Origin of the sequence: Halomonas sp. AOP22-C1-8, from assembly GCF_052378905.1 — a bacterium.
GTDB lineage: Bacteria > Pseudomonadota > Gammaproteobacteria > Pseudomonadales > Halomonadaceae > Vreelandella > Vreelandella citrativorans.
Genome location: NZ_JBQSYD010000024.1, coordinates 17,085 through 41,922, shown reverse-complemented (window position 1 = coordinate 41,922; position 24,838 = coordinate 17,085). Strand labels below are relative to the sequence as shown.

21 protein-coding genes are annotated in these 24,838 nt (G+C 54.7%); 9 read left to right on the top strand and 12 right to left on the bottom strand.

The window, feature by feature from the left end; all coding sequences use genetic code 11:
- Positions 1–54: 54 nt before the first annotated feature.
- Complete coding sequence (locus tag ACT3TY_RS13300) at positions 55–333, top strand: hypothetical protein (RefSeq protein ID WP_192527804.1); 279 nt, start codon at positions 55–57, stop codon at positions 331–333.
- Between the two features lie 173 nt (positions 334–506).
- Here ACT3TY_RS13300 and ACT3TY_RS13295 read toward each other — a convergent pair whose 3' ends face one another.
- The 8 genes from ACT3TY_RS13295 to ACT3TY_RS13260 all read right to left on the bottom strand — a co-directional run bounded on the left by ACT3TY_RS13295 (position 507) and on the right by ACT3TY_RS13260 (position 8,750).
- Complete coding sequence (locus ACT3TY_RS13295; RefSeq protein ID WP_087106221.1) at positions 507–974, bottom strand: outer membrane lipoprotein; 468 nt, start codon at positions 972–974, stop codon at positions 507–509.
- A 234-nt stretch (positions 975–1,208) separates the two neighbouring features.
- Positions 1,209–2,807, bottom strand: coding sequence for an isocitrate lyase (locus tag ACT3TY_RS13290; RefSeq protein WP_172117187.1), 1,599 nt, complete (start codon positions 2,805–2,807; stop codon positions 1,209–1,211).
- Between the two features lie 332 nt (positions 2,808–3,139).
- Positions 3,140–4,321 carry a cupin domain-containing protein gene (locus ACT3TY_RS13285; protein WP_172117186.1) on the bottom strand — a complete coding sequence of 394 codons (1,182 nt, stop codon included), beginning with the start codon at positions 4,319–4,321 and terminating at the stop codon, positions 3,140–3,142.
- Between the two features lie 30 nt (positions 4,322–4,351).
- Positions 4,352–5,740, bottom strand: coding sequence for an adenylosuccinate lyase (gene purB, locus ACT3TY_RS13280; RefSeq protein WP_192527802.1), 1,389 nt, complete (start codon positions 5,738–5,740; stop codon positions 4,352–4,354).
- Between the two features lie 77 nt (positions 5,741–5,817).
- Positions 5,818–6,459: a high frequency lysogenization protein HflD gene (gene hflD, locus ACT3TY_RS13275; RefSeq protein ID WP_087106212.1), complete on the bottom strand. Its 642-nt coding sequence runs from the start codon at positions 6,457–6,459 to the stop codon at positions 5,818–5,820.
- Positions 6,456–7,613, bottom strand: coding sequence for a tRNA 2-thiouridine(34) synthase MnmA (gene mnmA, locus ACT3TY_RS13270; RefSeq protein ID WP_192527801.1), 1,158 nt, complete (start codon positions 7,611–7,613; stop codon positions 6,456–6,458). The genes hflD and mnmA overlap by 4 nt, the downstream gene beginning before the upstream one ends.
- A gap of 73 nt (positions 7,614–7,686) precedes the next feature.
- Positions 7,687–8,142, bottom strand: a complete 456-nt coding sequence (locus ACT3TY_RS13265; protein WP_444628536.1) for an NUDIX domain-containing protein — start codon at positions 8,140–8,142, stop codon at positions 7,687–7,689.
- Positions 8,139–8,750 carry a pseudouridine synthase gene (locus ACT3TY_RS13260; RefSeq protein WP_444628534.1) on the bottom strand — a complete coding sequence of 204 codons (612 nt, stop codon included), beginning with the start codon at positions 8,748–8,750 and terminating at the stop codon, positions 8,139–8,141. The genes ACT3TY_RS13265 and ACT3TY_RS13260 overlap by 4 nt, the downstream gene beginning before the upstream one ends.
- Positions 8,751–8,981: 231 nt before the next feature.
- Between ACT3TY_RS13260 and ACT3TY_RS13255 the strand changes: the two genes are divergently transcribed.
- From ACT3TY_RS13255 to clpA, 3 genes are all read left to right on the top strand, one after another.
- On the top strand, positions 8,982–11,216 hold the full coding sequence (locus tag ACT3TY_RS13255) for an NADP-dependent isocitrate dehydrogenase (protein ID WP_444628533.1): 2,235 nt from the start codon (positions 8,982–8,984) through the stop codon (positions 11,214–11,216).
- A 315-nt stretch (positions 11,217–11,531) separates the two neighbouring features.
- Positions 11,532–11,837, top strand: a complete 306-nt coding sequence (clpS, locus tag ACT3TY_RS13250) for an ATP-dependent Clp protease adapter ClpS (RefSeq protein WP_087106453.1) — start codon at positions 11,532–11,534, stop codon at positions 11,835–11,837.
- A 139-nt stretch (positions 11,838–11,976) separates the two neighbouring features.
- Positions 11,977–14,253 carry an ATP-dependent Clp protease ATP-binding subunit ClpA gene (clpA, locus tag ACT3TY_RS13245; protein ID WP_444628531.1) on the top strand — a complete coding sequence of 759 codons (2,277 nt, stop codon included), beginning with the start codon at positions 11,977–11,979 and terminating at the stop codon, positions 14,251–14,253.
- A gap of 135 nt (positions 14,254–14,388) precedes the next feature.
- Here the strand turns inward: clpA and infA are convergent, their stop codons facing one another.
- From infA to aat, 3 genes are all read right to left on the bottom strand, one after another.
- A complete protein-coding gene (infA, locus tag ACT3TY_RS13240) occupies positions 14,389–14,607 on the bottom strand; it encodes a translation initiation factor IF-1 (protein WP_007111068.1) in 219 nt (72 codons plus the stop codon).
- 147 nt (positions 14,608–14,754) lie between these two features.
- Positions 14,755–15,489, bottom strand: coding sequence for an arginyltransferase (locus tag ACT3TY_RS13235; protein ID WP_193056735.1), 735 nt, complete (start codon positions 15,487–15,489; stop codon positions 14,755–14,757).
- Positions 15,490–15,528: 39 nt separating this feature from the next.
- Positions 15,529–16,269 carry a leucyl/phenylalanyl-tRNA--protein transferase gene (aat, locus tag ACT3TY_RS13230; protein WP_193056734.1) on the bottom strand — a complete coding sequence of 247 codons (741 nt, stop codon included), beginning with the start codon at positions 16,267–16,269 and terminating at the stop codon, positions 15,529–15,531.
- Positions 16,270–16,387: 118 nt separating this feature from the next.
- On the opposite strand from aat, the gene ACT3TY_RS13225 reads away from it, so the two are divergent.
- Positions 16,388–19,585, top strand: coding sequence for a DNA translocase FtsK (locus ACT3TY_RS13225; protein ID WP_193056733.1), 3,198 nt, complete (start codon positions 16,388–16,390; stop codon positions 19,583–19,585).
- A 239-nt stretch (positions 19,586–19,824) separates the two neighbouring features.
- Positions 19,825–20,478 carry an outer membrane lipoprotein chaperone LolA gene (gene lolA, locus ACT3TY_RS13220; protein WP_193054841.1) on the top strand — a complete coding sequence of 218 codons (654 nt, stop codon included), beginning with the start codon at positions 19,825–19,827 and terminating at the stop codon, positions 20,476–20,478.
- A gap of 35 nt (positions 20,479–20,513) precedes the next feature.
- Here lolA and ACT3TY_RS13215 read toward each other — a convergent pair whose 3' ends face one another.
- Positions 20,514–21,848 (bottom strand): replication-associated recombination protein A, encoded by a 1,335-nt coding sequence (locus ACT3TY_RS13215; protein ID WP_193056732.1) that lies wholly within the window; start codon positions 21,846–21,848, stop codon positions 20,514–20,516.
- A gap of 304 nt (positions 21,849–22,152) precedes the next feature.
- Here ACT3TY_RS13215 and ACT3TY_RS13210 point away from each other — a divergent pair, with 304 nt between their 5' ends.
- The 3 genes from ACT3TY_RS13210 to trmA all read left to right on the top strand — a co-directional run bounded on the left by ACT3TY_RS13210 (position 22,153) and on the right by trmA (position 24,796).
- A complete protein-coding gene (locus ACT3TY_RS13210; protein WP_192527793.1) occupies positions 22,153–22,698 on the top strand; it encodes a hemerythrin domain-containing protein in 546 nt (181 codons plus the stop codon).
- Between the two features lie 113 nt (positions 22,699–22,811).
- The gene (gene murI / locus ACT3TY_RS13205; RefSeq protein ID WP_192527792.1) at positions 22,812–23,600 is read left to right on the top strand and encodes a glutamate racemase; all 789 of its coding nucleotides are present in this window, start codon (positions 22,812–22,814) and stop codon (positions 23,598–23,600) included.
- A gap of 80 nt (positions 23,601–23,680) precedes the next feature.
- Positions 23,681–24,796 (top strand): tRNA (uridine(54)-C5)-methyltransferase TrmA, encoded by a 1,116-nt coding sequence (gene trmA, locus ACT3TY_RS13200; protein WP_193056731.1) that lies wholly within the window; start codon positions 23,681–23,683, stop codon positions 24,794–24,796.
- Positions 24,797–24,838: the final 42 nt, after the last annotated feature.

Sequence of the window (24,838 nt, the reverse complement as noted above, 5' to 3'; positions counted from 1 at the left end):
ATACTCTAAGCCAACAACTTTTCCCTTTTTAAGATCACATTCACTGGAGCTTGCATGACAATCTTCTTTATTTGGCTTATTGCATTTGTCCTGATTGCCTACTTTGCCAATCAGAAGTGGAGCAATGGCCTCAGCCAAGGCCTGGACCGGCTTTTGCCTGGCGTGATGAAAAGCCACGGCGATAATCGCTACTTGTGGGTAACGACGCTGGCTGTATTAGGCGCAACAACGCTGGTTCGTCCGGTGGATATTTTGCTTGTGACTATTTTGCTGGCGTTGGTTGGTTGGGTCATTGTGAAACTGGCCGGTTGGGCGAGCAATATGTCACACTAATTAAGCTATCAAGCGGCGAATGTCATTGCCGCTATGAACATAAAAATGCCCGGCTAAAGATAGCCGGGCATTTTTTTGCGTTAAAACGAATAGCTCACTTAACGTGGTAAATGTTCATCTTACCTGGCGACAAGCCTGAGACCTATCAACCCGAGCCTATCGGCGAAGCGCTATTAATACGGAGCGACGCTTACGTTTGAGCCACTACCGATCAGGCGAACACGCTGGCCTGCCTGGTAGGCGTGATCCGCTCCTTGTACCACCACCACGTCGCTGCCATCATCAAGGCGGATTTCCATTTCCAGTGCGCTGATGCGGTTGGCGCGGTCTTCAGCAGCGGTGCCCGCAATCGTGCCACCCAGAGCGCCGGCAACAGTTGCCAACTGACGACCTGAACCGCCACCCACTTGGCTACCCAACAGACCACCAATAATGGCGCCACCGCCACTACCCAGCAAGCCTCCCGCACGGCTATCTGCCTGAATTTGTACGGGCCTTACCGCTACGATGGTTCCATAAGTAACGCTTTGGCTGGTTTTAGCTTGGTTGCCGCGATACACATCACCTGAATAGGGGGCAGTGTTGGCACACCCGGCCAAGGTCAGGATGCTTAACGCAGCAACAGGTAGTAAACGTTTCATTAAAACCTCCAAGGTATGCAGCTTAAAAAAGTATAATCAGGTGCTTCAAGGGTAGTGCAATGTTTATAAAAAGTAACTGAATTGACTAATTAAGACCAGAGAATATCAAAAGGCCGTAAATCCCAGTGTAGACAGAGAATAAGAAAACAGTGTGCATATCTAACAATAAAAAAAGGAGGCTAAAAAGCCTCCTGAGATAAAGATACTTCGTCGTGGAGTGCGGGTACGGCTACATTAGCCAAACTGGTTCATTGTATTATCTTTGCCGCCCGCTTTAAGCGCTGCGTCGCCGTGGAAGAACTCCTTATGGTCATCGCCAATATTAGAGCCTGCCATATCTTGATGTTTTACCGTGGCAATTCCTTGGCGAATCTCTTCTCGCTGAACACCTTGTACGTAGGCCAGCATACCCTCTTTACCAAAGTAGCCCTTGGCCAGGTTGTCGGTTGAAAGCGCCGCAGTGTGGTAGGTGGGCAGCGTAATAAGATGGTGAAAAATACCCGCTTCACGGGATGAGTCACGCTGGAAATTGCGCGTCCATTCATCCGCCAACTGGCCAAGCTCGGTAGTGTCGTACTCGACACTCATTAGCTTGTCACGCTGATAGGCGGACACATCCTTACCCTCGGCTTGCCAGGCATCGAACACCTGCTGGCGGAAATTGAGCGTCCAGTTGAAAGAGGGCGAGTTGTTGTAAACCAATTTGGCATCGGGCACCACTTCGCGGATACGGTTGACCATGCTGGCAATTTGCCCAACGTGGGGCTTTTCCGTTTCAATCCACAGCAAGTCGGCGCCATTTTGCAGGCTGGTAATACAGTCAAGAATGACGCGGTCTTCACCCGATCCAGCTTTAAACTGATAAAGGCCTGATGCCAAACGCTTGGGTTTGACCAGCTTGCCGTGTTGCTTGATAACCACATCGCCATTATTGATATCGGCAGCATTCTCGATAACGTCACCATCCAGAAAGCTGTTGTACTGATCGCCGAGGTCGCCTGGCTCATGGGTCACAGCAATCTTCTGGGTCAGTCCAGCGCCCAGCGAGTCCGTACGAGCAACGATAACGCCATCTTCCACGCCGAGCTCAAGAAACGCGTACCGGACCGCGTTAATTTTGGCTAGAAAATCCTCGTGCGGAACCGTGACCTTGCCATCCTGATGGCCGCACTGTTTCTCGTCGGACACCTGGTTTTCGAGCTGAATGCAGCATGCGCCGGCTTGAATAAACTTCTTCGCTAGCAGATAGGTGGCTTCCGCATTACCAAAACCGGCATCAATGTCGGCAATAATAGGCACGATATGAGTATCATAATTGTCGATTTTGCTAATGACTTCCTGCTCTTTGGCGCTGTCACCGCTGGATTTTGCGTCATCCAGCGCGCGGAAAAGATGATTAAGCTCCCAGGCATCGGCCTGCTTCAAGAAGGTGTAAAGCTCCTCAATCAGGTTGGCGACCGAGGTTTTCTCATGCATGGACTGGTCGGGCAGGGGGCCAAATTCGGAACGTAGGGCAGCGACCATCCAACCCGAAAGGTAGAGGTAGCGGCGCTTGGTGGTGCCGAAATGCTTTTTGATGGAGATCATCTTCTGCTGACCAATAAAACCGTGCCAGCAGCCTAGCGACTGCGTGTACTGTGCCGTATCGGCATCGTAGGCAGCCATATCATTGCGCATTATCTTGGCGGTATAGCGCGCAATATCGAGCCCTGTATGGAAACGGTTTTGAGCACGCATCCGCGCTGCATGTTCAGGCTTAATTGCCTCCCACTTGCCGCTTTGGGCCTCACGTAATTGAGCGATGGCTTTAATATCGTTGAGTAGTCCAGACATGAGCAATTCCTCCAGGGTTAAACAGCACTTCGCAAGGTTGTGTTTGTGCTGCGCTTGCGAAAACGTTATCAGCGTCTACCGGCCGTAAGGCGTGGTTTCTGTCTAGGCAGAGATGCCTGGTAGCGCTGCAGTGCAATAACTATTGACGACAAGGAGGGATTCAACAATTGACACTTGGAGGCAGACGGGGTTGTAACTTGACGACAGAGGGTTAACAAAATGGCGTGTTTGTGTAGTCGTTTTTCGTCAGGCGCGTCACCGGCCCATAAAAAACGCCATCCGAAGATGGCGTTTGGTGCTCAATATTGAGAGACGTTGGGTAGGTGCTGGATCTACTCTTCGTCCTCTTCTTCATCCATAAAGCCCATGCTGCCAGTGTTAACCAACTGGGTAAGTAACGCCGCCGCACCGTCAAGCTCAAGAACGTCTTCATAGAAGGGAGCCGATTCTGATAGGCGCTTGGCAAGTGCTTCAGAGCAGGAATGACCATCGCCATCGACAAACAGCGTGGTACCGCGCGAATCGCTGCGCCAGGCAAAGCGTGAACCGGGCATTGCAAAAAGCGGCTCACCCGCTTGCAGGTGCGCAACCAGCGCTGCTTCATCCAACGGCGACTCCAGCGGAGCGACCTGATCCATGTACTTGGGTTGCGTCATCACACGGCCAAACCACTGCGCCATTTGCTCAGGATTGTCCAGCGTTGACAGCATAAACTGGCGCATGCGCTCGATAGCCGCATCATCCAGCTCGCCGGCCTGGCTTGCGGGTGCCATGCCCGCATCGCTGTAGCGCTTTGACGCGGGCAACTGCTCGCCCAGGTAATCCGCGTAAGAGGTAATGGACTCATCGGCAGAGGGTGCGCGAAAGCCTACCGAAATCGTCATGCAGTCATCGGTCTGGCTGACGCCGTGATGTGCCCAACCCGGCGGAAGATACAGCATATCGCCTGGTGCCAATGTCCAGTCTGAGTCTGGTTCAACCTCAAAGGTTTCCAGGATACGCAGGTCAATGCCCTGAATAATCGGGGCGTCATCGGACTGCTTACCCCCCAGCTGCCAACGGCGGTGACCGCTGGCTTGTAGTAAAAAGACATCGTACTGGTCGATATGCGGGCCGACGTTGCCACCTGGCGGTGCATAGCTGATCATAATATCGTCTAACCGCCAGCGTGGCAGAAAGTCGAATTCATCCATCAGCGCAGCAACCGCCGGTACATAGTGGTCAACCGCCTGCACTAACAGGCTCCAGTGGCCTTCAGGCAGGCGCTCAAACGTAGCTTCATCAAGCGGGCCATGAGAAACCTGCCAGGCCCTGTCGGGGCCTTTTTCTTCTACCAGGCGCGCTTCTACACCCGGTTCACAAGCAAGGCCCGCCAGTTCATCAGGATCAATCGGGCTTAGAAAGTCAGGTATAGCGCCACGAATCAGCAGCGGTTTCTGTTGCCAGTAGTGGGCCAGGAAGTCCTCGGGCGTTAAATCGCCCAGCAGGGTAAGTGGCTTATCGTGTTGGCTCATGGCGGTATCCTAATTGAGTGGCCGCAGCGCTTATGACAAGCTGCCCAGGCGTTGAGTAAGTGCTTCAGCTTGCGCTTGTGCATTACCAATATAGCTTGCCGGGGAGAGCTCTTTAAGCGCTGCTTTAACGTCGTCTGGCAGCTCAAGGGTATCAATGAAGGCGGCAAAGCCTGCCTGATCAATACGCTTGCCACGTGTCAGCTCTTTAAGTTTTTCGTAGGGTTTTTCAATACCGTAGCGGCGCATAACGGTTTGAATTGGCTCGGCCAGCACTTCCCAGCTGTTATCCAGGTCGGCGGCCAAGCGCTCAGGGTTGGCTTCCAGTTTGCTGATGCCTTTTAAGCTGGCGTGATAGCCAATCAGGCCATATGCCAAACCTACACCTAAATTGCGCAGCACGGTGGAGTCGGTCAAGTCGCGTTGCCAGCGGGAAATGGGCAGTTTTTGCGCCAGGTGAGCAAGCACGGCGTTCGCCAGGCCGAGGTTGCCTTCCGAGTTTTCAAAGTCGATAGGGTTAACTTTGTGCGGCATCGTAGACGAGCCGATTTCGCCTTCAACCGTGCGCTGCTTGAAGTAACCCAGCGAAATATAGCCCCAAACGTCACGATCAAAGTCGATCAAAATGGTGTTGAAACGGCATACCGCATCGAACAGCTCGGCAATGTAGTCGTGCGGCTCAATTTGCGTCGTGTAGGGGTTGAAGCTTAGTCCCAGCCCTTCGACGAAGGTGCGCGCATTGGCTTCCCAATCGATGTCGGGGTAGGTGGTTAAGTGAGCATTGTAGTTGCCAACGGCGCCGTTGATTTTACCCAAAATTTCAACGCGTTCGATCTGCTTGAGCTGGCGCTTTAAGCGGTAGGCCACGTTAGCCATCTCTTTGCCAAGCGTGGTGGGGCTTGCCGTTTGGCCGTGGGTGCGCGAGAGCATTGGCTGAGCAGCGTGGGTAATTGCGAGCTTAGCCACTTCATCGGCTACTTCGTGCATGGTGGGCAACAGTGCTTTAAGGCCATCGGCCAGCATTACACCGTAAGAAAGGTTATTGATGTCTTCCGAAGTGCACGCAAAGTGAATGAACTCGGTCACTGCGTTCAATTCGGCGTTGCCAGCAATTTTCTCTTTCAGGAAGTACTCGACGGCTTTCACATCGTGATTGGTCGTCCGCTCAATCTCTTTGATACGTTCGGCATCAGCAATCGAAAATTCACTCACTAACTGCTCAAGAAAGGCGGTCGCCTCGGCGGAGAGAGACGGCACTTCAACGATTTGATGGTGCTCCGCCATGCGCTGCAACCAGCGTACTTCCACAATTACGCGGGCGCGTATCAGGCCAAATTCACTGAAGTGTTCGCGCAGCGCGGACGCTTTGGCGCTGTAGCGACCGTCAACAGGAGAGAGAGCAGTCAAAGCGGAGAGTTGCATGGCATCGTTTCCAAGTAGTTCAAGAACAGGTGAGTCGGGAAAAAGTAAAGAGGCGCAATATCCGCCATTTAAAAGCGTTAACCGAGGCTATCCAGCGCACGGCGCAGAGCTTTGCGCTGAAAAATCAACTTCCAGCGGCGTCCACCCTGCTGATGCCATAAGAGCCCAAATCGAATGCCTGACAATAAGCAGGCACGCACGCGTTCCGGCATCATACGGCTTTGCAGTAACGAGGGATCACCCTGCACTACAATGCGCGTTTTAAACGTGGAAACCGTCTCCTTGTAAGCTTCGCCGAGGCTTGAGATGACGTTTTCATGGGTAGCGCTAAAGTGTTCGGCCTGACCCTGAATACGGGTAAGGTGCTGGCCCAGAGAATCCATCATGTCGTTGTTGGTGCGCAGCTTATTCATGACCAGTAAAATCGTAAAACCGTAGCGCAGCACTACCGGGTTGGCCTGCTTACGGCCTACCAGCGCCTCAAGCGTTTCAAGGCCACGGCGCAGGTTGTTGGGGTGGCCGCCATAGATTGCTTCAAAGCTTTCCGGGTTGGTATCCACGGTCGCTTCAATCAGCGTGTCCCAGGAGCGGGTATCCACTTGGCCGGTGCGCGCTAGCTCATCCACCAGGCTGGCTGCTTGAAACACACCGGCCAGGGCAAGTGCCTGGCGTATAGCGGGTGAGTCAGGCGCCCGGTGAATGGGAGTGGGGGTGCTCATGCGGCAGTCTCCGTGGCATTCCATGTCGCGCGAATAACGCCGCCGCCCAAACAGATATCGCCATCGTAAAGTACCAACGATTGGCCGGGCGTCACCGCCCACTGCGGGTCATCGAACGTCACTTCAACGCCGCCATCGGGCAACGTGCGCATTTCGCAGGGGCAGTCGCTCTGCCGGTAGCGGGTTTTGGCGGTAAACCGGCCTGACGCTGCGGGTGGTTCGCCTGCGACCCAGTCCATGGCCTCGGTGGCCAGCGTATCCGAAAAAAGCAGCGGATGATGCTTGCCTTGTACCACGACCAGTACGTTGCGCTCTAAATCTTTTGTCGCTACGTACCATGGGTCTTCGGAGTAGTTGGCCAGCCCGCCAATCCCCAGCCCTTGGCGCTGCCCCAGGGTGTAGTACATCAGCCCCATGTGGTCGCCAATTACATCGCCTTCAGACGTCTCAATCTTGCCGGGTTGCGCGGGTAGATACTGCTGTAAAAAGTCACGGAAGCGCCGTTCGCCGATAAAGCAGATACCCGTGGAATCTTTCTTTTTAGCGGTGATCAGGTCGTGTTCTTCGGCAAGTGCACGAACGGCGGGTTTTTCCAGCTCACCCACCGGGAATAGCGTGCGGGCGATAGCCGCTTCGGGCACCGCGTGCAGGAAGTAGCTCTGATCCTTGTTACCGTCCAGCCCTTTAAGCAGGCGCGGGCGAACACCACTGGTGCCTTGGCGAACGCGTCCTTCACGCACATAGTGGCCGGTGGCGATCTTCTCGGCGCCCAGCATTTCGGCGTACTCAAGAAACACCTTGAACTTGATTTCCCGGTTGCACAGGATGTCGGGATTGGGCGTACGCCCGGCCTTGTACTCTTCCAGGAAGTGCTCAAACACGTTATCCCAGTACTCGGCGGCAAAGTTGGCCGTATGCAGCTTGATGCCCAGCTTGGCACATACTGCTTCGGCGTCGGCAAGGTCTTCCTTTGCCGTGCAGTATTCAGTGCCGTCGTCTTCGTCCCAGTTCTTCATGAACAGGCCTTCCACCTCGTAACCCTGCTGCTGCAGGATAAGAGCGGAGACAGACGAATCGACGCCACCCGACATGCCGACAATTACTTTGCCTGCGGCGGGCGCCTCGGTAGTGGGCGAGCCATTGGTGGATGTCATTGGCATCCTCGGTTGAAGTGGTATGCAATTGGGCGGTGATTATACACGATGGGGGGTTGGTGCTTCGAGTGCTTCACTCTTGAATGACGCTTAATGGATAGCAGCGTTCGCAGATAGCGTCCTCAATGCGTTTGAGTACCAAGGGGCTTCTTAAGCGGTTTGCGTCTTTTAAGGCGTGAATTTCGTCAAGCGTTAGCCAGTGGGTCGCCACAATGTCACGGTCCAGTGGGGTGTCTAGCTGCTTAAGCGGCTCGGCAAGAAACCCGTGGCTGTGAAAGGTTTGGCCACTCTTTGCGTGAAAAACATACAGACCTAAATAGCCCGTAAGCGTCACCTGCCAGGCCGTCTCTTCTTGCACTTCCCGTACGATTGCCGCCATGGGGCCTTCGCCCAACTCTATATGCCCCGCCGGTTGGTTAAAAACGGTAGTTGGGCCGCCCTTGGCTTCTTCAACCAGTAAAAAGCGGTCGTGACGTTGAATAACACAGGCGGCTGTACTGTGAATGGCACTGCTTCGAGTAGCGCTCATGAGGGCTTTCGCTGGCGCGAGGCAGGCGATTTGCCCGAGCGCTGGGAACCTGGCGCCTTCCTTGGGGCATGCAGGGTTTCCTTGCGCCATTCACCAGGCTGTAAATCACCCAACTGCCAGGCGCCTATCGAGGCACGAATCAAGCGTAGCGTGGGAAACCCGACGTGGGCGGTCATCCGGCGTACCTGGCGGTTGCGGCCCTCGCTAATGGTCAGTTCCAGCCAGCTAGTGGAGGGGTGGCGCTTGGGGTCGATGGCCGGTTCGCGGGGAGCAAGTGCCGGTGGCGCTATTAGTCGAGCTTTGGCAGGGCGGGTAGGGCCGTCCTTCAAGGTAATCCCGGCCCGCAACGCATTAAGCGCGGTGTCGTCGACCTGGCCTTCAAGCTGTACCCAATAGGTTTTGGGTTGCTTGTGGCGAGGGTGCGCAATTCGGTGGATGAGCGCGCCGTCATCACTGAGTAACAGGAGACCTTCAGAGTCATAATCAAGTCGTCCAGCCGCATAAACACCGGGCACCTTAATAACATCGGCAAGGGTAGCTCGCCCTTCGTTATCGGTAAATTGGGAGAGCATGCGGTAGGGTTTGTGGAGTAAATATAGGCTGCTCATAACGTCTCTTACATCTTGCGCCGGATTTGTCGACAATCTCTCATGCGGTTAAAGTGCAGCGCTGGTATACTCCTGCGTGACCGCTGGAGTCGTCGTCAACACCACCGAAGTGATATCAAGGCAGCCAGATTGAGCTGCTTAGCGCGCTTCGCGGCACGGTCTATCGTCGAATGAGCCGCGTAGCTTAGTATTTTATAACTAAAGCGACAGAGAAAAGAGGTTAACGCAAAAATGTCCCAAACGCCGAAGATCATTTATACGCTCACCGACGAAGCCCCTGCGCTCGCGACATATTCCCTGTTACCGATTATCGATGCTTTTACAGACCCGGCCGGGATTGAAGTCGAGACACGCGACATTTCATTGGCGGCACGTGTGCTGGCCCAGTTCCCTGACCTGCTTAACGACGAGCAGCGCGTTAGTGATGACCTGGCAGAACTTGGCAAGTTAGCGACTACGCCTGAAGCCAATATTATTAAGCTGCCCAATATCAGCGCCTCTGGCCCGCAGCTGAAAGCCACGATCAAAGAGCTTCAAGGCCAAGGCTACCCGCTGCCGGAGTACCCGGAAGAGCCTAAAAACGACGCAGAAAAAGCTATCAAGGCGGCTTACGATAAGGCCAAGGGTAGTGCGGTAAACCCGGTGCTGCGTGAAGGTAACTCTGACCGCCGTGCGCCGAAGTCGGTCAAGAACTACGCGCGCAAGTACCCGCATCGCATGGGCGAGTGGAGCAGCGACTCTCAGTCTCACGTGGCTCACATGAGCGAAGGCGACTTCTACGGCAGCGAGCAATCCGCCGTCATGGAAAAAGCGGGCAAGCTCAAGATCGAACTGCAGCAAAAAGATGGCACTAAAACGGTCTTGAAAGAAGGCCTGGCCGTTCTTGAAGGCGAAGTGATTGACGCGGCCTCCATGAGCAGCCGCCGCCTGCGCAGCTTTATTGACAGCGAAATCAACGATGCCAAGGCGCGCAACGTGCTGTTCTCTCTCCACCTGAAAGCCACCATGATGAAGGTTTCCGACCCGATCATGTTTGGCATCGTGGTTGAAGAGTTCTACAAAGCCGCACTTGAAAAGCACGCCGATGCGCTGAAGTCAGCTGGCTTTAACCCTAATAGCGGTATTGGCGATCTCTACAGTGCCATTGAGTCGCTGCCAAGTGACCAGCAAGACGCTATCAAAGGTGATATCGAAGCGCTTTATAAAGAGCGTCCGCCGATGGCGATGGTGAACTCCCACAAGGGCATTACCAACCTTCACGTACCTTCTGATGTGATCATCGATGCCTCCATGCCGGCGATGATTCGTGATTCCGGTAAAATGTGGGGCGCTGACGACCAACTGCACGACACCAAAGCGGTTATTCCGGATCGTTGCTACGCGACGATCTACCAGGCCGTGATTGAAGATTGCAAAAAGCACGGCGCGTTTGATCCGACCACGATGGGTAGCGTGCCTAACGTGGGCCTGATGGCGCAAAAAGCCGAAGAGTACGGTTCCCACGATAAAACCTTCCAGATCGATGCCGACGGCACCGTAGTGGTTACCGATGAAAACGGCAATACGCTGTTTAGTCATGACGTTGAAGCGGGCGACATCTGGCGTATGTGCCAGGCTAAAGACGCACCGATTCAGGATTGGGTGAAGCTTGCGGTGACGCGTGCGCGCGAAAGCGGCATTCCGGCTATTTTCTGGTTGGATGCTAATCGTGCCCACGATGCACAGCTGATCAAAAAGGTAGAAGCGTACCTTAAGGATCACGATACCAACGGCCTGGATATTCGTATCCTGGCGCCGGTCGATGCCATGGCCGTATCGCTTGAGCGTATCCGCAAAGGCGAAGACACCATTTCTGTCACCGGCAACGTACTGCGCGACTACCTGACCGACCTGTTCCCGATCATGGAGCTGGGCACCAGTGCGAAGATGCTGTCTATCGTTCCGCTGATGAATGGTGGTGGTCTGTTTGAAACTGGCGCGGGCGGTAGTGCTCCCAAGCACGTTCAGCAGTTCCTGGAAGAGAATCACCTGCGTTGGGACTCACTGGGCGAATTCCTTGCGCTGGCGGCATCGCTTGAGCACCTGGGCAGCACCTTCGGCAACGCACGTGCCACCGTGCTGGCGAAAACGCTTGATGAAGCCAACGGCAAGTTCCTGGATAGCAACAAGTCGCCTTCACGTAAGGTAGGTGAGCTTGATAACCGTGGTAGCCACTTCTACTTGGCGCTTTATTGGGCAGAAGCGCTGGCCGCTCAGAATGACGATGCTGAACTGAAAGCACTGTTTGCTAAGTTGGCCGAGAAGCTGGAAGCCAATGAGCAAACCATCGTTGCAGAACTTAACGATGTTCAAGGAAAAGCCGTTGATATTCAGGGCTATTTCCGTCCGAACGGTGAGCTGGCAAGCCAAGCCATGCGCCCGAGCAAAACGTTAAACGATGCGTTAGCCGTGGTGGCAAAAGGTTAAGGCCAAAATGCCCTCGTTAATGGGGGCGTGAAAGCGAAACCCTCGTTCCAATAAAGAACGGGGGTTTTTGACTTTTGAAGTATGATATTTTGGATGCCATGTGAACCCTTGTAGAACTTAAGCGTCATAGTCTTTGACGGGTTACCCTTGCGGCTGCAAAGGTGGAGTCGTTCCGACTAGGTCGTTTTATGCGTCTTGAGAGAACCAACAGTGCGATCTATGTCTATTCCAATGTTTGATATGACAATGTTCGGTATGACGACGGTTGATGTAACCGCAATGTCATATGCGATGGCTGGCATGACGCGGCCCGAAATGCCTGATGATGGGGATGTAGCGACTCAGTCTGCTGAGCCCGCTTTAGCGCAACCGCCTCTATACAAGGTCGTGCTGCATAACGACGACTACACGCCCATGGATTTTGTTATTGAAGTGCTGCAAGAATTTTTCAGTATGGATAGCGAAAAAGCGGTGCAAACGATGCTGGCGGTGCATACCCAAGGAAAAGCGACCTGTGGTGTCTTTACGCGAGACATTGCAGAGACCAAATGTCATCAGGTTAATGAGTATGCACGTGAGTGCGAACACCCGTTAATGAGTGATATTGAAGCCGCAAATTGAAAGGGTTGATAAAAATTTGTTGGTGAGGCTTGCAACCCTGCCATTTGTACCCGATGTTGAAAGTGCCGGTCGACTAAATTGATCCGACGCAAGTCCTAGGTGGCGAAATGCCCTAGGTAGTAGCGAAAAGGGGACTGCCATGCTGAGCAAAGAACTTGAACTGACCCTGAACACGGCTTTTACCGTGGCACGCTCAAAGCGCCACGAGTTCATGACCGTTGAGCACCTACTGTTAGCGTTGCTGGATAATGCCTCAGCAGTTGATGTCTTAAAAGCGTGTGGGGCAAACCTCGACAAGCTGCGGTCCGATCTGCAGGATTTTATTAATTCAACCACACCGCTTATTCCCGAAGGCAGTGGGGACCGTGAAACGCAGCCAACGCTTGGTTTTCAGCGTGTGCTACAGCGGGCGGTTTTCCATGTTCAGTCGTCAGGCAAAAGCGAAGTTACCGGCGCCAATGTATTGGTAGCCATTTTTTCTGAGCAGGAAAGCCAAGCGGTCTATTTCCTCAAGCAGCAAAGCGTTGCCCGTGTCGATGCGGTTAACTACATCGCCCACGGCATTTCCAAAGTAGCAGGCCATGGCCAAGCGCAGCCATCATCACCGCAAGAGGGTGAGGACGTTGAAGAAGGCACAAGTGAAGGTGGTGCACATCCGCTGACGGGATATGCCACTAACCTGAACGAGCAAGCCCGGCTGGGAAAAATTGACCCGTTAATTGGCCGCGACCACGAGCTTGAGCGCGTTGTACAGATTCTGGCGCGTCGGCGTAAAAACAACCCGCTGCTAGTGGGTGAGGCTGGCGTGGGCAAGACTGCTGTGGCCGAAGGCCTTGCCAAACGTATCGTTGAAGAAGATGTTCCAGACGTTATTGCAGACGCCGTGGTTTATTCGCTGGATATGGGCGCGCTGCTTGCCGGAACCAAGTACCGCGGCGATTTTGAAAAGCGTTTGAAAAGCCTGTTGAGCGAGCTGCGCAAGCAGCCCAATGCTGTACTGTTTATCGATGAAATTCATACGATTATCGGTGCGGGCGCCGCGTCCGGTGGCGTAATGGATGCCTCTAACCTGCTGAAGCCGTTGCTTTCCTCGGGCGAGCTGCGCTGTATTGGCTCCACGACGTTCCAGGAATTTCGCGGTATTTTTGAAAAAGATCGTGCATTGGCGCGTCGCTTCCAGAAAGTCGACGTACTCGCGCCCACGGTTGACGATACGATCAAAATTCTTAAAGGCCTGCGCTCACGCTTTGAAGAGCACCATGAGCTTAAGTACACCGATGGTGCGCTGGAAAGCGCGGCACGCTTGGCTGACCGTTACATCAACGACCGTCATTTGCCGGATAAGGCCATTGACGTCATTGACGAGGCGGGCGCTCACCAGCGGCTATTGCCACCTGAAGTGCGCAAAAACACCATTGATGTAGAGCAAGTGGAAGCCATTGTGGCCTCTATTGCGCGTATCCCGCCGAAGAGCGTTTCAAGCTCGGACCGCAAGCTGCTTGAGAAGCTCGATCGAGACCTGAAAATGCTGGTGTTCGGTCAGGACGAAGCCATTGATACGCTCTCTGCCGCTATCAAGCTTTCGCGTGCAGGGCTTAAATCCCCCGATAAGCCGGTAGGTAGCTTCCTGTTTGCTGGGCCGACGGGTGTAGGTAAAACCGAAGTGGCCAAGCAGCTTGCCCATATCATGGGTATCGAGCTTGTGCGCTTTGATATGTCGGAGTACATGGAGCGTCACACCGTATCGCGCTTGATCGGTGCGCCTCCCGGCTATGTCGGGTATGACCAAGGCGGGCTTTTAACCGAAGCAGTGACCAAGCAGCCGCACTGCGTACTGTTGTTGGATGAAATTGAGAAAGCGCACCCTGAAGTCTTTAACCTGCTGCTGCAGGTAATGGATCATGGCCGCCTGACCGATAACAACGGACGTGAAGCCGACTTCCGCCATGTTATTGTCATCATGACGTCTAACGCAGGTGCTGAGCAGGCCTCGCGTCGCTCTATCGGTTTCCAAAGCCAGGATCACTCAACCGATGCGATGGAAGTCATCCGCCGTACGTTCTCGCCGGAGTTCCGTAACCGCTTGGACGGTATCATTCAGTTCCATGCGTTACCGACGTCTGTTGTGCGCAACGTGGCCGACAAATTCTTGATTGAGCTGCAGGCGCAGCTGGACGAGAAGCGTGTACAGCTCGAGGTTGATGATGCGGCTCGGGATTGGTTGGCCGAGAAAGGCTACGATCCGGATATGGGTGCTCGCCCCATGGCGCGCTTGATTCAAGAGAAGCTGAAAAAGCCGCTTGCCGAAATGATTCTGTTTGGCGAGTTGGCCGATAATGGCGGTATTGTGCATGTCAGTCTGGAGGAGGGGGAACTGCATCTCTCCACCGAGACTGAGATGGCGGATGCGCCCTGAAAAGGGCGCTAAGATCGCCTTAATGTGTAGCGCCTAATCATACCGTAATGCACAGCGCCCTGTCTTCGACGGGGCGTTGTCGTATACAGGTAACGGCGCCGTACTGCGTGCTGGCTGAAAAGGCGTTATAAAGGCTTAGCGCGAACGGTAGACAATGCGGCCTTTGGAAAGATCGTACGGCGTTAGTTCCACTTTCACTTTATCGCCCGTCAGAATGCGGATATAGTTTTTACGCATTTTGCCGGAGATATGAGCGGTTACAACGTGACCGTTCTCAAGCTCAACACGGAACATGGTGTTGGGAAGGGTATCAACGATAACACCTTCCATTTCAATATGATCTTCGCGTGCCATATAGGCAGATCCTCACTTATTTAACGTAGTTAGCAAACCAAAACCGTTTCAGGTTTTAAGGGCCAGAAGGCTGACACTTAAGAAACAGCGCTATATTGTGCCGTAAGCCCGTCGTCAAGGCAAAAAAGCTGGCTTAATTTGCTGGCTTTAGCGAATTAAGGGCCGCCAATAACGCCCATCCAGTACTTCAATGGGAGAAAAATCCTGCTTGTAGCGCATTTTACGGCACTCTTCGATCCAGTACCCTAAATACAGGTGGGACAGGCCTTTTTCACGCGTCAGCGCAATGAGCTGAAGGATAGCAAGGGTGCCTAAAGAGCGCCTGTCTAGTGCATCGCCAACGCCAAAAAACGTGTAAATGGCCGAAAGACCATGCTCTAGCTGATCAAATGCCGATACGGCCACCAGCTCCGAGCCTGCATACATCTCCAGCAGGTAGGCATACGGCTCCTCCAGAGTTAAAAACGTGCGGTACTGTTCACGATTGGGTGGGTACATGTCACCATCGGCATGGCGATGGCGAATATAGTGTGCATAGAGCTCATAGTGTCGCGCCTCATAGCGTGCAGGGACGACGCGGGTAGTGATATCTGCGTTCCGGCGCCACACCTTGCGCTGGGAGCGGTTGGGCGCAAAGGGCTCCACAGGAATACGCACGGACTGGCAGGCATTACAGTTTTCACAGTGGGGCCGGTAGAGATGCCGACCACTGCGCCGAAACCCGAGTAGCGCCAGCGAGTCATATACGCCCCGAACGGGAGACTCTTGCGGGTCAAGAAAAAGCGTTGTCGCTTCTTTGCCGAGTAAATAGCTGCAGGCATGAGGCACGGTAAGGAAGAAGCGCAGGTCCCGCACCGGCCGACGCGGAGTATTACTACTCAAAGCTTGCCTCCTTGATAAATTAACCCAACCCAGCCAGCATCACGGGGTGTTATAGCGCGATACCGCTTCTAGCCAGGGGGATGCAGGCACTGACAATGCCTCATGTGATGACACATTAAACGCCGCTTCGGGCAACCACTGTTCAAGATAGTTGATGAACGTCTCTCGGGCGACTGTTGTCGCACCCATGCTTGCAAGGTGCGGTGTGTGCATTTGGCAATCAATCAACTTGCCGCCATGTGCCTGCATAGCGCCCGCCAAGTGAGCAAGGGCCACTTTAGAGGCATCGGCGATGTTCGAAAACATCGATTCGCCGAAAAATACCGGTCCCATCGCTAAACCATAAAGGCCACCTACCAATTGGCCGGCGTGATGGACCTCGATACTGTGTGCAATCCCTAGACGGTGAAGCGCTACGTAGGCATTGTACATATCAACGGTGATCCAGGTGCCTGCGTCTTCATCGCGTGGCGCAGCACAGGCATTAATGACGTGTTCAAACTGTTGATTAACGGTGATGTTAAAGCCCCCATTGCGCAGTCGTTTTGCTAAGCTACGCCGCAGCTTGAACTGCTCAGGGCGTAGTACCATGCGCGGATCGGGGCTCCACCATAAAATGGGGTCGTCATCGCTGTACCATGGGAAAATACCGCGCCGGTACGCTTCCACCAGCCAGCGCGGAGAAAGCTCGCCACCTGCTGCCAGCAGCCCATTGGGCGAGTCCATGGCAATGCGGGTAGGCGGAAAGGTTGGGTATGGCGAAGAAAGCCAAGGTAGCATTACTTGCTCCTGTTACTGAGCACTTGATGAGAAGCTCTGTGACGGCGCAAGGATGCTCGGTATGATGCAAACTCGCAAGTGGATTAAAGACACCATTGAGGTGTAAAGGGAGAATCGCTTGAAAGTGAATAAGGCGGTAGACAAGCGAACGCAGCGTAATTCGCGTCAAGCACCATCTTCGGCCTCTTCTGCGCGGGTTAAAGCCGCGAAAGATAAAGCTCGCCGGTTCGGTCTGCGCTTGCAAGGCTCGGTGCGTGAAGGCGTAGTAGTGGTACTGCTGGCGCTGTGCGTTTTTTTATTATTAGCACTGTTTAGTTATCATCCGGAAGATCCTGGTTGGTCTTATCAGGGGCCTGAAACGGACGTTCGCAACTGGATGGGACCGGTCGGCGCTTGGCTTGCGGATGTCCTGTATTCGCTGTTGGGGGCTAGTGCTTTGTGGTGGCCGGGTATGTTTGGCTTTACCGCATGGTGGCTAATGCGCTCGCGCCAGGTGCGCTTTGAGTTCGACCCCGTGGCGGTTGCCGTACATGCTGGCGGTCTGGTGCTGTTGATGTTTGGCACGACCATGCTGGGTGCGCTGCACTTTTATCACCCTAACAGCATTTTACCCTATGCCTCCGGCGGTATTTTGGGGGAGGGGTTGGTCAATACCCTCAAACCACTGGTCGGCAGTGGTGGTGTGGGGCTAATTGCTGCGGCCTTGATACTGATTGGCTTCCCGCTGTTTAGCGGTACGTCCTGGCTGCGGGTGGCGGATGAAGTAGGTCGCCGCTTATGCCGTGTTGGTGGCTGGTTGAGTGCCCGCCGGGAAAAAAGTCGTGAGAAACGCCGCGAGCGGGCTGCGCTGCGCGCCTCTTTAAAGCCTGCGCCAAAAGCGGAAGAGCCTCCACGAGCACCTAAAGCCAAAACCAGCCGCGATACACATCGTGAACGTCGCGAGCCCGAGTTCTCGGCACCGTCTGCCGCGCAAGAAACGCCTGCGGCGACCACAAACGATACGTCGATTCCTTGGGCAGCGAGCGCTTTTTCAGCGGCAACGACGGCTGCCGAAACACAGACCAAGCCTGCGGTGGTAACGGCCACTGAGCCTGACGCTGTACCGCAGCCAGATGCAGCACCAGAACCCGCGCAAGCGCCAACGCCTGAGGCAGAGAGCCCCGCAGCAGCGCAGAGTGATGAGCCAGTATCGATCAACGCTGATCGCACTTCAGAGCTCAATTCAGAGCCACCCAAAGCGCGTCAACCTGAGGTCATCCCAGAGCCCACGCCTGACAGCGACGCTGCGCCAGCCGCTGAATCATCAACGTCTGAAGAGCCGATGTCGTTACGCGCTTCTCGTGAAGACGATGCTGCGGTGCCCGCTGTCTCGCACTTCTTCCGTCAAGAAGAGGACGCCGAGGAAGCGCAAGACGATGAGCAGGGCTTGAAAACGGAGGAGTGGCAGCACGATGGCTGGGATGAGCAAGAGCAGGCGGTTCAGGAAGACACGCCTCTGCGCCCTGAGCCCAGGCTAAGCGCGTTTGATCAGCCTGAGGCGGCGCCTCAAAGTGAGCCTTCACTTGCCGCTACGCCTTCATATACTGAGCCCCGCCGTGAGCGGGTGCCTGAAGTCGTTCCTGAGCCGGTATGGGAAGAGGATGAAGATGAGCCTTTGCTTAGCCCTACGTCTTTGCCCACCAACACTGCACGCCATGAGCCGACCTTCTCTGCGGATAACGTGGTCAATGAAGCCGACAGCGGGCCGACGCTCTGGACGGTTGAGCACCTGCAAAATCAGCGGCCTGCTTTTGAGACATTGCCAGAACCGGAAGGCGATGTGCCCAGCCTTCAACTACTAACGCCCGCTGAGCCGCATCAGCCGAACTACACAGACGAACAGCTGGCCGATATGGCAGAGCTGCTGGAAGTTCGGCTGCGTGAATATGGCGTAAAAGCAGAAGTAGTCGATACATGGCCTGGCCCCGTCATCACGCGATTTGAAATCAGGCCAGCGGCAGGGGTGAAAGCGTCCAAAATCAGCAATCTTTCCAAAGACCTGGCCCGCTCGCTAATGGTAAAAAGCGTGCGCGTGGTTGAGGTGATTCCTGGGCGGCCTACCGTTGGGATCGAGATTCCCAACCCGCATCGGGCAATGATTCGTCTGCGTGAAGTCATCGACTCCGAGCGCTACCAGCAGGAAACCTCACCGCTGACCATGGCGCTTGGCCAGGATATCGGTGGCGGGCCTGTGATTGCCAACCTCGGCAAGATGCCCCACCTGTTGGTGGCGGGCACCACCGGTTCAGGTAAATCGGTGGGCGTTAACGCAATGCTGATTTCGATGCTGCTGAAAGCCACGCCAGATGAGCTTAAGCTCATCATGGTGGACCCTAAGATGCTGGAGCTTTCGGTCTACGATGGTATCCCGCACCTGCTGGCGCCGGTCGTGACCGATATGAAAGAGGCCGCCAATAGCCTACGTTGGTGTGTCGCTGAAATGGAGCGCCGCTATAAGCTGATGGCGGCCATGGGTGTGCGTAATATTGCCGGCTTTAACGGCCGGTTGGATGAAGCCGAGCGCGCAGGTGCTCAGGTAGCCGACCCGCTTTGGGAGCCGCAACCCTGGGAAATGCACCAAACGCCCCCAGTGCTTGAGAAGCTGCCCTATATCGTGGTGGTCATCGATGAATTTGCCGACATGTTTATGATCGTCGGCAAAAAGGTGGAAGAGCTGATTGCCCGCCTGGCGCAAAAAGCGCGGGCAGCCGGTATTCACCTGATCCTGGCCACCCAGCGCCCCTCGGTGGACGTGGTAACGGGCTTGATCAAGGCGAATATTCCTTCGCGCATGGCATTTCAGGTCTCTTCACGGATCGATTCTCGTACGATTTTGGACCAGGGCGGCGCTGAAAGCCTGCTGGGTCATGGCGACATGCTGTATTTGCCTGCGGGCTCCGGTCCGCCTAATCGAGTGCATGGCGCGTTTGTTGATGATGACGAAGTGCACCGTGTGGTTGAGGATTGGAAGCGCCGCGGCACCCCTGAATACATTGAGGAAATTTTGTCGGGCGGCGTCTCGGCGGATGCGCTAACAGGGCTTGAGGCAGAAGGCAGTGACGGCGACGATGCTGAACAGGACGCACTGTATGATGAAGCGGTTCAGTTTGTGACCGAAACCAAAAAAGCCTCGATTTCTGCGGTACAGCGGCGCTTTAAGATTGGTTACAACCGAGCCGCGCGCCTGGTCGATGCCATGGAGGCGGCACAGATCGTTTCTGCCATGGGCAGCAACGGCGCCCGCGAAGTATTAGCGCCACCGCCGGTGGGGCATTAATGCCGCAATTAGTAATTCTGCATTTAGTAATCGTGCATTTAGTAATCATGCAAGAAGCGTGAAAATCGCGCCGCGGATGAAACCCCGTGGCGCGTTTCGCGTCTGAAGAATCACATGGACGTTGTTGAAAGTCCTCAGCATTGGTTTATCAGTACTGGTTCATTTGTACTACTTTTATCAGCTTCAATCCGGCAGCGTAGGTCTATTCAACTCGACAACGTATGCCCAGGGAGAACACTATGCGCGACACGCAAACTCTGCTTTCTTCACCCTTGTCATTGGCCGCGGCCGCTCTTGGATTGACGTTTGCTACCCCCGCTGCATGGGCCAATGATGCCGCTGAGCGTTTAACCGAGCGCCTGGAGCCCCTGGAAAGCTATCAGGCGACCTTTGAGCAGCAGATTCTTGATGGTAGTGGCCAGCGTTTGCAAAGTGCGCGTGGCGAAATGTGGCTCTCACGCCCAGGCATGTTGCGTTGGGAAGTCGAAGCGCCTTATACGCAGGTCGTCGTGTCCGACGGCAACGATGTTTATCTTTACGATCCGGACCTTGAGCAGGTAACGGTTCAGCCGATGGATGACCGCGTAACGCACACGCCTGCGCTTTTACTCTCTGGCAGTATCAATGACCTGACGGCAAGTTATGATGTGGTGTATGAGCAGGAGAGCGGTGAAGATGTGTTCACGCTGATCCCAAGCTCGGCAGACACGCTGTTTGAAGAGTTGAGCATGGTGTTTGACAATGACACGCTCACTGAGCTTTGGATGATGGACAGTACTGGTCAAAAAACGCTTATTCGGTTTAGCGATATCACCCAGAACGGCTCTATTGACCGTGGCCTGTTTAACTTCGAAATTCCGGAAGGCACCGACGTTATTCGTGAAGAGCTCTAAAACGTCGGCGGTTTACCCGTGATTGATCAGGCGCCTTAGGGCGCCTGATCTGCTTCCTGGTCACGATTTTCCCGCCAGGCCATTATCTCGCCGAAGCGCTTCTCCTGGCCAAACTGGCTAGGCTCAAAAAAGCGTGCTTTGGGCAAATCCTCTGGCCAGCAGTCGTGAGCGCTACCCGCAGGATAGCCATCAGGCTCGTTATGCGCGTAGCGGTAGCCTTCGCCATGGCCTAGCTGCTCCATAAGCCTGGTGGGCGCATTGCGTAAATAAGTGGGTACCTCTATTTGAGGCTGCTGACGCGCGTACTGTTTTGCAGCGCTCCAGGCGCGGTCAATTCGGTTGCTTTTGGGTGCCACGGCCAAATGGATGGCTGCATGGGCAATGGCACGCTGGCCTTCGTAGTCCCCCAAACGAAGGTAGGCGTCCCAGGCCGCTATCACCAACGGAAGCGCACGTGGGTCGGCATTACCAACATCTTCTGACGCAATGGCGCTAAGCCTACGAACCACATCCAAAGGATCACCGCCGCCCTGAATAAAGCGCGCCATATAAAGTAACGCTGCGTCAGGGCGTGAAGAGCGTATGGATTTATGAATCGCTGAGAGCAGGTCGTAATAAGCGTCGCCCTGCTTATCAAATGCGCTTGCCTGATGGCCAATAACATCTGCCAATACCGACATGTGAAGCACCTCTTGGCCATTCTCTGGCTGGGTAAAGTCACAAGCGGTTTCTAAAAGTCCCAATGCGCGCCGGGCATCGCCCGCACTTGCGTGCGCCAGGGCAGCAAGCACATCGTCCTCCACAACAATCGCACGTTTGCCAAGGCCGCGCTGCTCGTCAGTCAGCGCTTGGCGCATGACGGCTATCAGCTCCTCTTGCGAGAGTGCCTTCAAAACGTAAACTCGAGCGCGAGATAGCAGGGCAGAGTTGACCTCGAAGGAGGGGTTCTCCGTGGTGGCGCCAATCAGGGTTAGCAGCCCCGACTCTACGTGAGGCAGCAAGGCATCCTGCTGGCTCTTGTTTAAGCGATGGATCTCATCCAGAAACAGAATCACCGGTGAGGCATGCTGCTGGGCGCGCTCAACCACGGCGCGTATCTCTTTAACGCCTGCCATCACCGCGCTTAAATGCTCCAGATGTGCGCTGGATGCGCGCGCGAGTAGCTCGGCCAGCGTTGTTTTGCCAACGCCTGGAGGCCCCCACAAAATCATTGAGCGTACCAGGCCTGCTTCGGCCATGCGACGAAGCGGCTTGTCGTGACCCACCAACGCTTGCTGGCCGACGTAGTCATCAAGCGTCTGCGGGCGCATCCGATACGCCAACGGCGCGTCATCGCTGGGTGTTGCACGCTGAGAGTCGAAAAGATCCATGTAAACTTCCGTTGTAAATCGAGACGTTGAGTAATGAGGTAATCATAAGAACGTATGGCAAATGGCGTATTGCCCGACTACCTTTTGCATAGCTTCCATAAAAACTGATACAAACGATATGCTTGTCAGGGTGGCGCCTTAAGCGCATGGTGACATCTAACCATAATACGTAGCGGTACCTACATGACGATAGCGCTTAGCCATCGCCCATAGGCGTAGTGTAGTAATACCCGCTTATGATTGCGTGCCCAACGCCACTTCAGAGTTAAGGCGGGAGGCATGACACCACAAAGGAGACGGCACGATGTTAAACCAACTGCGTCTAGATCATGCCAACATGGCACGAATGCTTCATGTCTTGCAGCTTAAACAAAAGACCCTGGCTCAGGGTGAGCGGCCCAATTTCCAGCTGATGCGTGAAGTCGTGGATTACATTTTGTCTTACATGGAAGGTTTCGCGGCACCGTTAGAGCGTATATGCGTTGATCGTTTGGAAACCCAAGCGCCCGAGCACCTGGAATTAATGGAGAAAATGACCAGCGATTATCTTGAGCTTAAGCCGCGCCTTCAACGTTTGTCCGACAACATCGATACGATTCTGATGGACAACATCCTGCCGATGGATCGTTTTGCCGAGGATTTAAAAGCTTACCTTGAGGCGCATAGGGCGTATCTACGCCAGGAGCGAGAAGGTCTTTTCCCTCTTATTGATCAATATTTTAGTGAGGAAGATATGCAAGAGCTGCTGCACGCGCTACCAGAAGGCGCTGAGCAGGAGCTTGAGCGCCTGCAACAGGCTTACCCAGAGCTTTACGCTGAACTACGCGGCGCGGACATACCCGCGATCTAATCAGCAGAGCGTTCCTTTGGCTGCCAGCGGGGCGTGTTAAACTAGCGCCCCGTGAATGAGCGGCTGATGGAGAAGCAGGTGTACTTATCAAAGCAAACGGCAAAGGGGCAGTAATGGCGGGCCCCGTGCTGATTTTTGACTCAGGCGTGGGCGGGCTTTCGGTCGCCCGGTCACTGCGTCAGTATTATCCTGATACGGCGATGTGCTACGCCTGCGATAACGCGTGGATGCCTTATGGGCTACGTGATGACGTAACGCTTTCAGCGCGTATCGTGTCGGTTTGCCAGGCCGCCGTTCAGGCCTGCCAGCCAAGCGTGCTGGTCGTTGCCTGCAATACGGCCAGCACACTCGCGCTGGATGGTTTGCGCAACGCCCTGACGATCCCTGTGGTCGGCACGGTACCCGCCATTAAACCCGCCGCCGCCATTAGCCAAACACGCCATATTGGCCTACTGGCTACTCGCGCTACTGTGGGTAGGCCCTACACGCAAAAGTTGATTGAAAACTTTGCCAGCGACTGCCTCATCACCCGGGTAGCCGCCGATGCGCTGGTGCTGGAAGCCGAGGCGCTACTTGGCGGCGGCCAGCCAGACCGCCAACGGCTTCAGCAAGCCCTGGCGCCGCTTTGGCAAACGTCGAGCACTCAGCCACCAGTGGATACCGTTGTGCTGGGCTGTACGCATTTCCCCCTGTTAAAGCCCTGGCTTGAAGCACTCGCCCCCACACCCGTGAATTGGATTGACTCCGGTGATGCGATCGCTCGGCGCGTCGGCCAGATCGCGCCGCCGTTAAAAAAAGGGCAAGATGGCCGATTTTTTACCACGGCTTCTGCCGATGCGCTAAGCCCAGGCTTTGCGCAGTTTGGATTTTCTGTTCCTGGCCGGTTGGCGTTAAGCGCTTAGGGCGCGTATTTTCAGCCTGAGCCGACACGACTGTTATTAGCATTGATATTAATACCGTTTATGAAAAAAGAGGCGCCGACTTGGCTATCCCCGTGATACAACCCGAACGTTATGACGAGCAGCTTGCCGAGAAGCGTGCTTACCTGGAAAGCACTTTTGCGGTGTTTAATCCGCCCGCACTTGAGGTCTTTGCCTCACCGCCCAGTCACTATCGCCAGCGCTGTGAGTTTCGTATCTGGCATGAAGGCGATGATCTTTACTACGCCATGTTTGAGGTCGACCCAGCCGACCCTAAAAACAAGCAGGTCGTGCGGCTTGATCAGTTTGACGTTGCAAGCGAGTCCATCAATGCGCTAATGCCGCGTCTACGCGAGGCGTTTCTGGCCAGTGACGAACTGCGTCGGCGTCTATTTCAGGTGGAGTTTCTCACCACGCTGTCAGGCGAGGCGCTGGTAACGCTGATTTACCACCGCCCGCTAGGTGACGCTTGGGAGCAAGAAGCACGCGCCTTGGAAGCTGAGCTTGGCATTATTATCATTGGGCGCTCACGCAAGCAGCGCCTGGTGCTTACCCGTGACCACGTGTGGGAGCGTTTAACGGTTGATGGGCGCCCGCTTGACTATCAGCAGGTCGAAAACAGCTTTACCCAGCCCAATGCGCATATCTGCCAAACGATGCTGAGCTGGGCGCGGGAAGTGACTGCCGGACGTCAGGATGAAGACCTGGTCGAGCTTTACTGTGGCAACGGTAACTTCACTATTGCCTTGGCTGATAATTTTCGGCGCGTACTGGCCACTGAAATTTCGCGCACGTCGGTCGCCAGCGCTAACGTCAACCTTGAAGCCAACAAAGTCACCAATGTCCATGTAGCCCGTATGTCAGCCGAAGAGTTTGCGCTGGCGCTTAAAGGCGAAAAAGGCGGGCGGCGCGTGGCTGAAATGGCATTGGACGAATATCGCTTCTCCACGGTGTTGGTTGACCCGCCCCGCGCTGGGTTGGATGCGCAGAGCTGTCAGCAAATCAGTGAATACGATCAGATCGTCTATATTTCATGCAACCCGGCAACACTTGCCGAGAATCTGGCGCTGCTCACCAAAACGCACCAGATAGAACGCTTTGCCCTATTTGACCAGTTTCCATTCACCGACCATTGTGAATGTGGCGTATGGCTCACGCGGCGCAAGAATGGTCAATAGGGCGCATAATGCGAAAGAGGTATACACCATGAAGAACATGTC

Excerpts from the sequence above, each read along its gene's own strand:
- ACT3TY_RS13300 (WP_192527804.1), top strand. The coding sequence starts at position 55 with ATGACAATCTTCTTTATTTGGCTTATTGCATTTGTCCTGATTGCCTAC.
- ACT3TY_RS13295 (WP_087106221.1), bottom strand. The coding sequence starts at position 974 with ATGAAACGTTTACTACCTGTTGCTGCGTTAAGCATCCTGACCTTGGCC.
- ACT3TY_RS13290 (WP_172117187.1), bottom strand. The coding sequence starts at position 2,807 with ATGTCTGGACTACTCAACGATATTAAAGCCATCGCTCAATTACGTGAG.
- ACT3TY_RS13285 (WP_172117186.1), bottom strand. The coding sequence starts at position 4,321 with ATGAGCCAACACGATAAGCCACTTACCCTGCTGGGCGATTTAACGCCC.
- purB (WP_192527802.1), bottom strand. The coding sequence starts at position 5,740 with ATGCAACTCTCCGCTTTGACTGCTCTCTCTCCTGTTGACGGTCGCTAC.
- hflD (WP_087106212.1), bottom strand. The coding sequence starts at position 6,459 with ATGAGCACCCCCACTCCCATTCACCGGGCGCCTGACTCACCCGCTATA.
- mnmA (WP_192527801.1), bottom strand. The coding sequence starts at position 7,613 with ATGACATCCACCAATGGCTCGCCCACTACCGAGGCGCCCGCCGCAGGC.
- ACT3TY_RS13265 (WP_444628536.1), bottom strand. The coding sequence starts at position 8,142 with ATGAGCGCTACTCGAAGCAGTGCCATTCACAGTACAGCCGCCTGTGTT.
- ACT3TY_RS13260 (WP_444628534.1), bottom strand. The coding sequence starts at position 8,750 with ATGAGCAGCCTATATTTACTCCACAAACCCTACCGCATGCTCTCCCAA.
- ACT3TY_RS13255 (WP_444628533.1), top strand. The coding sequence starts at position 8,982 with ATGTCCCAAACGCCGAAGATCATTTATACGCTCACCGACGAAGCCCCT.
- clpS (WP_087106453.1), top strand. The coding sequence starts at position 11,532 with ATGCCTGATGATGGGGATGTAGCGACTCAGTCTGCTGAGCCCGCTTTA.
- clpA (WP_444628531.1), top strand. The coding sequence starts at position 11,977 with ATGCTGAGCAAAGAACTTGAACTGACCCTGAACACGGCTTTTACCGTG.
- infA (WP_007111068.1), bottom strand. The coding sequence starts at position 14,607 with ATGGCACGCGAAGATCATATTGAAATGGAAGGTGTTATCGTTGATACC.
- aat (WP_193056734.1), bottom strand. The coding sequence starts at position 16,269 with ATGCTACCTTGGCTTTCTTCGCCATACCCAACCTTTCCGCCTACCCGC.
- lolA (WP_193054841.1), top strand. The coding sequence starts at position 19,825 with ATGCGCGACACGCAAACTCTGCTTTCTTCACCCTTGTCATTGGCCGCG.
- ACT3TY_RS13215 (WP_193056732.1), bottom strand. The coding sequence starts at position 21,848 with ATGGATCTTTTCGACTCTCAGCGTGCAACACCCAGCGATGACGCGCCG.
- ACT3TY_RS13210 (WP_192527793.1), top strand. The coding sequence starts at position 22,153 with ATGTTAAACCAACTGCGTCTAGATCATGCCAACATGGCACGAATGCTT.
- murI (WP_192527792.1), top strand. The coding sequence starts at position 22,812 with ATGGCGGGCCCCGTGCTGATTTTTGACTCAGGCGTGGGCGGGCTTTCG.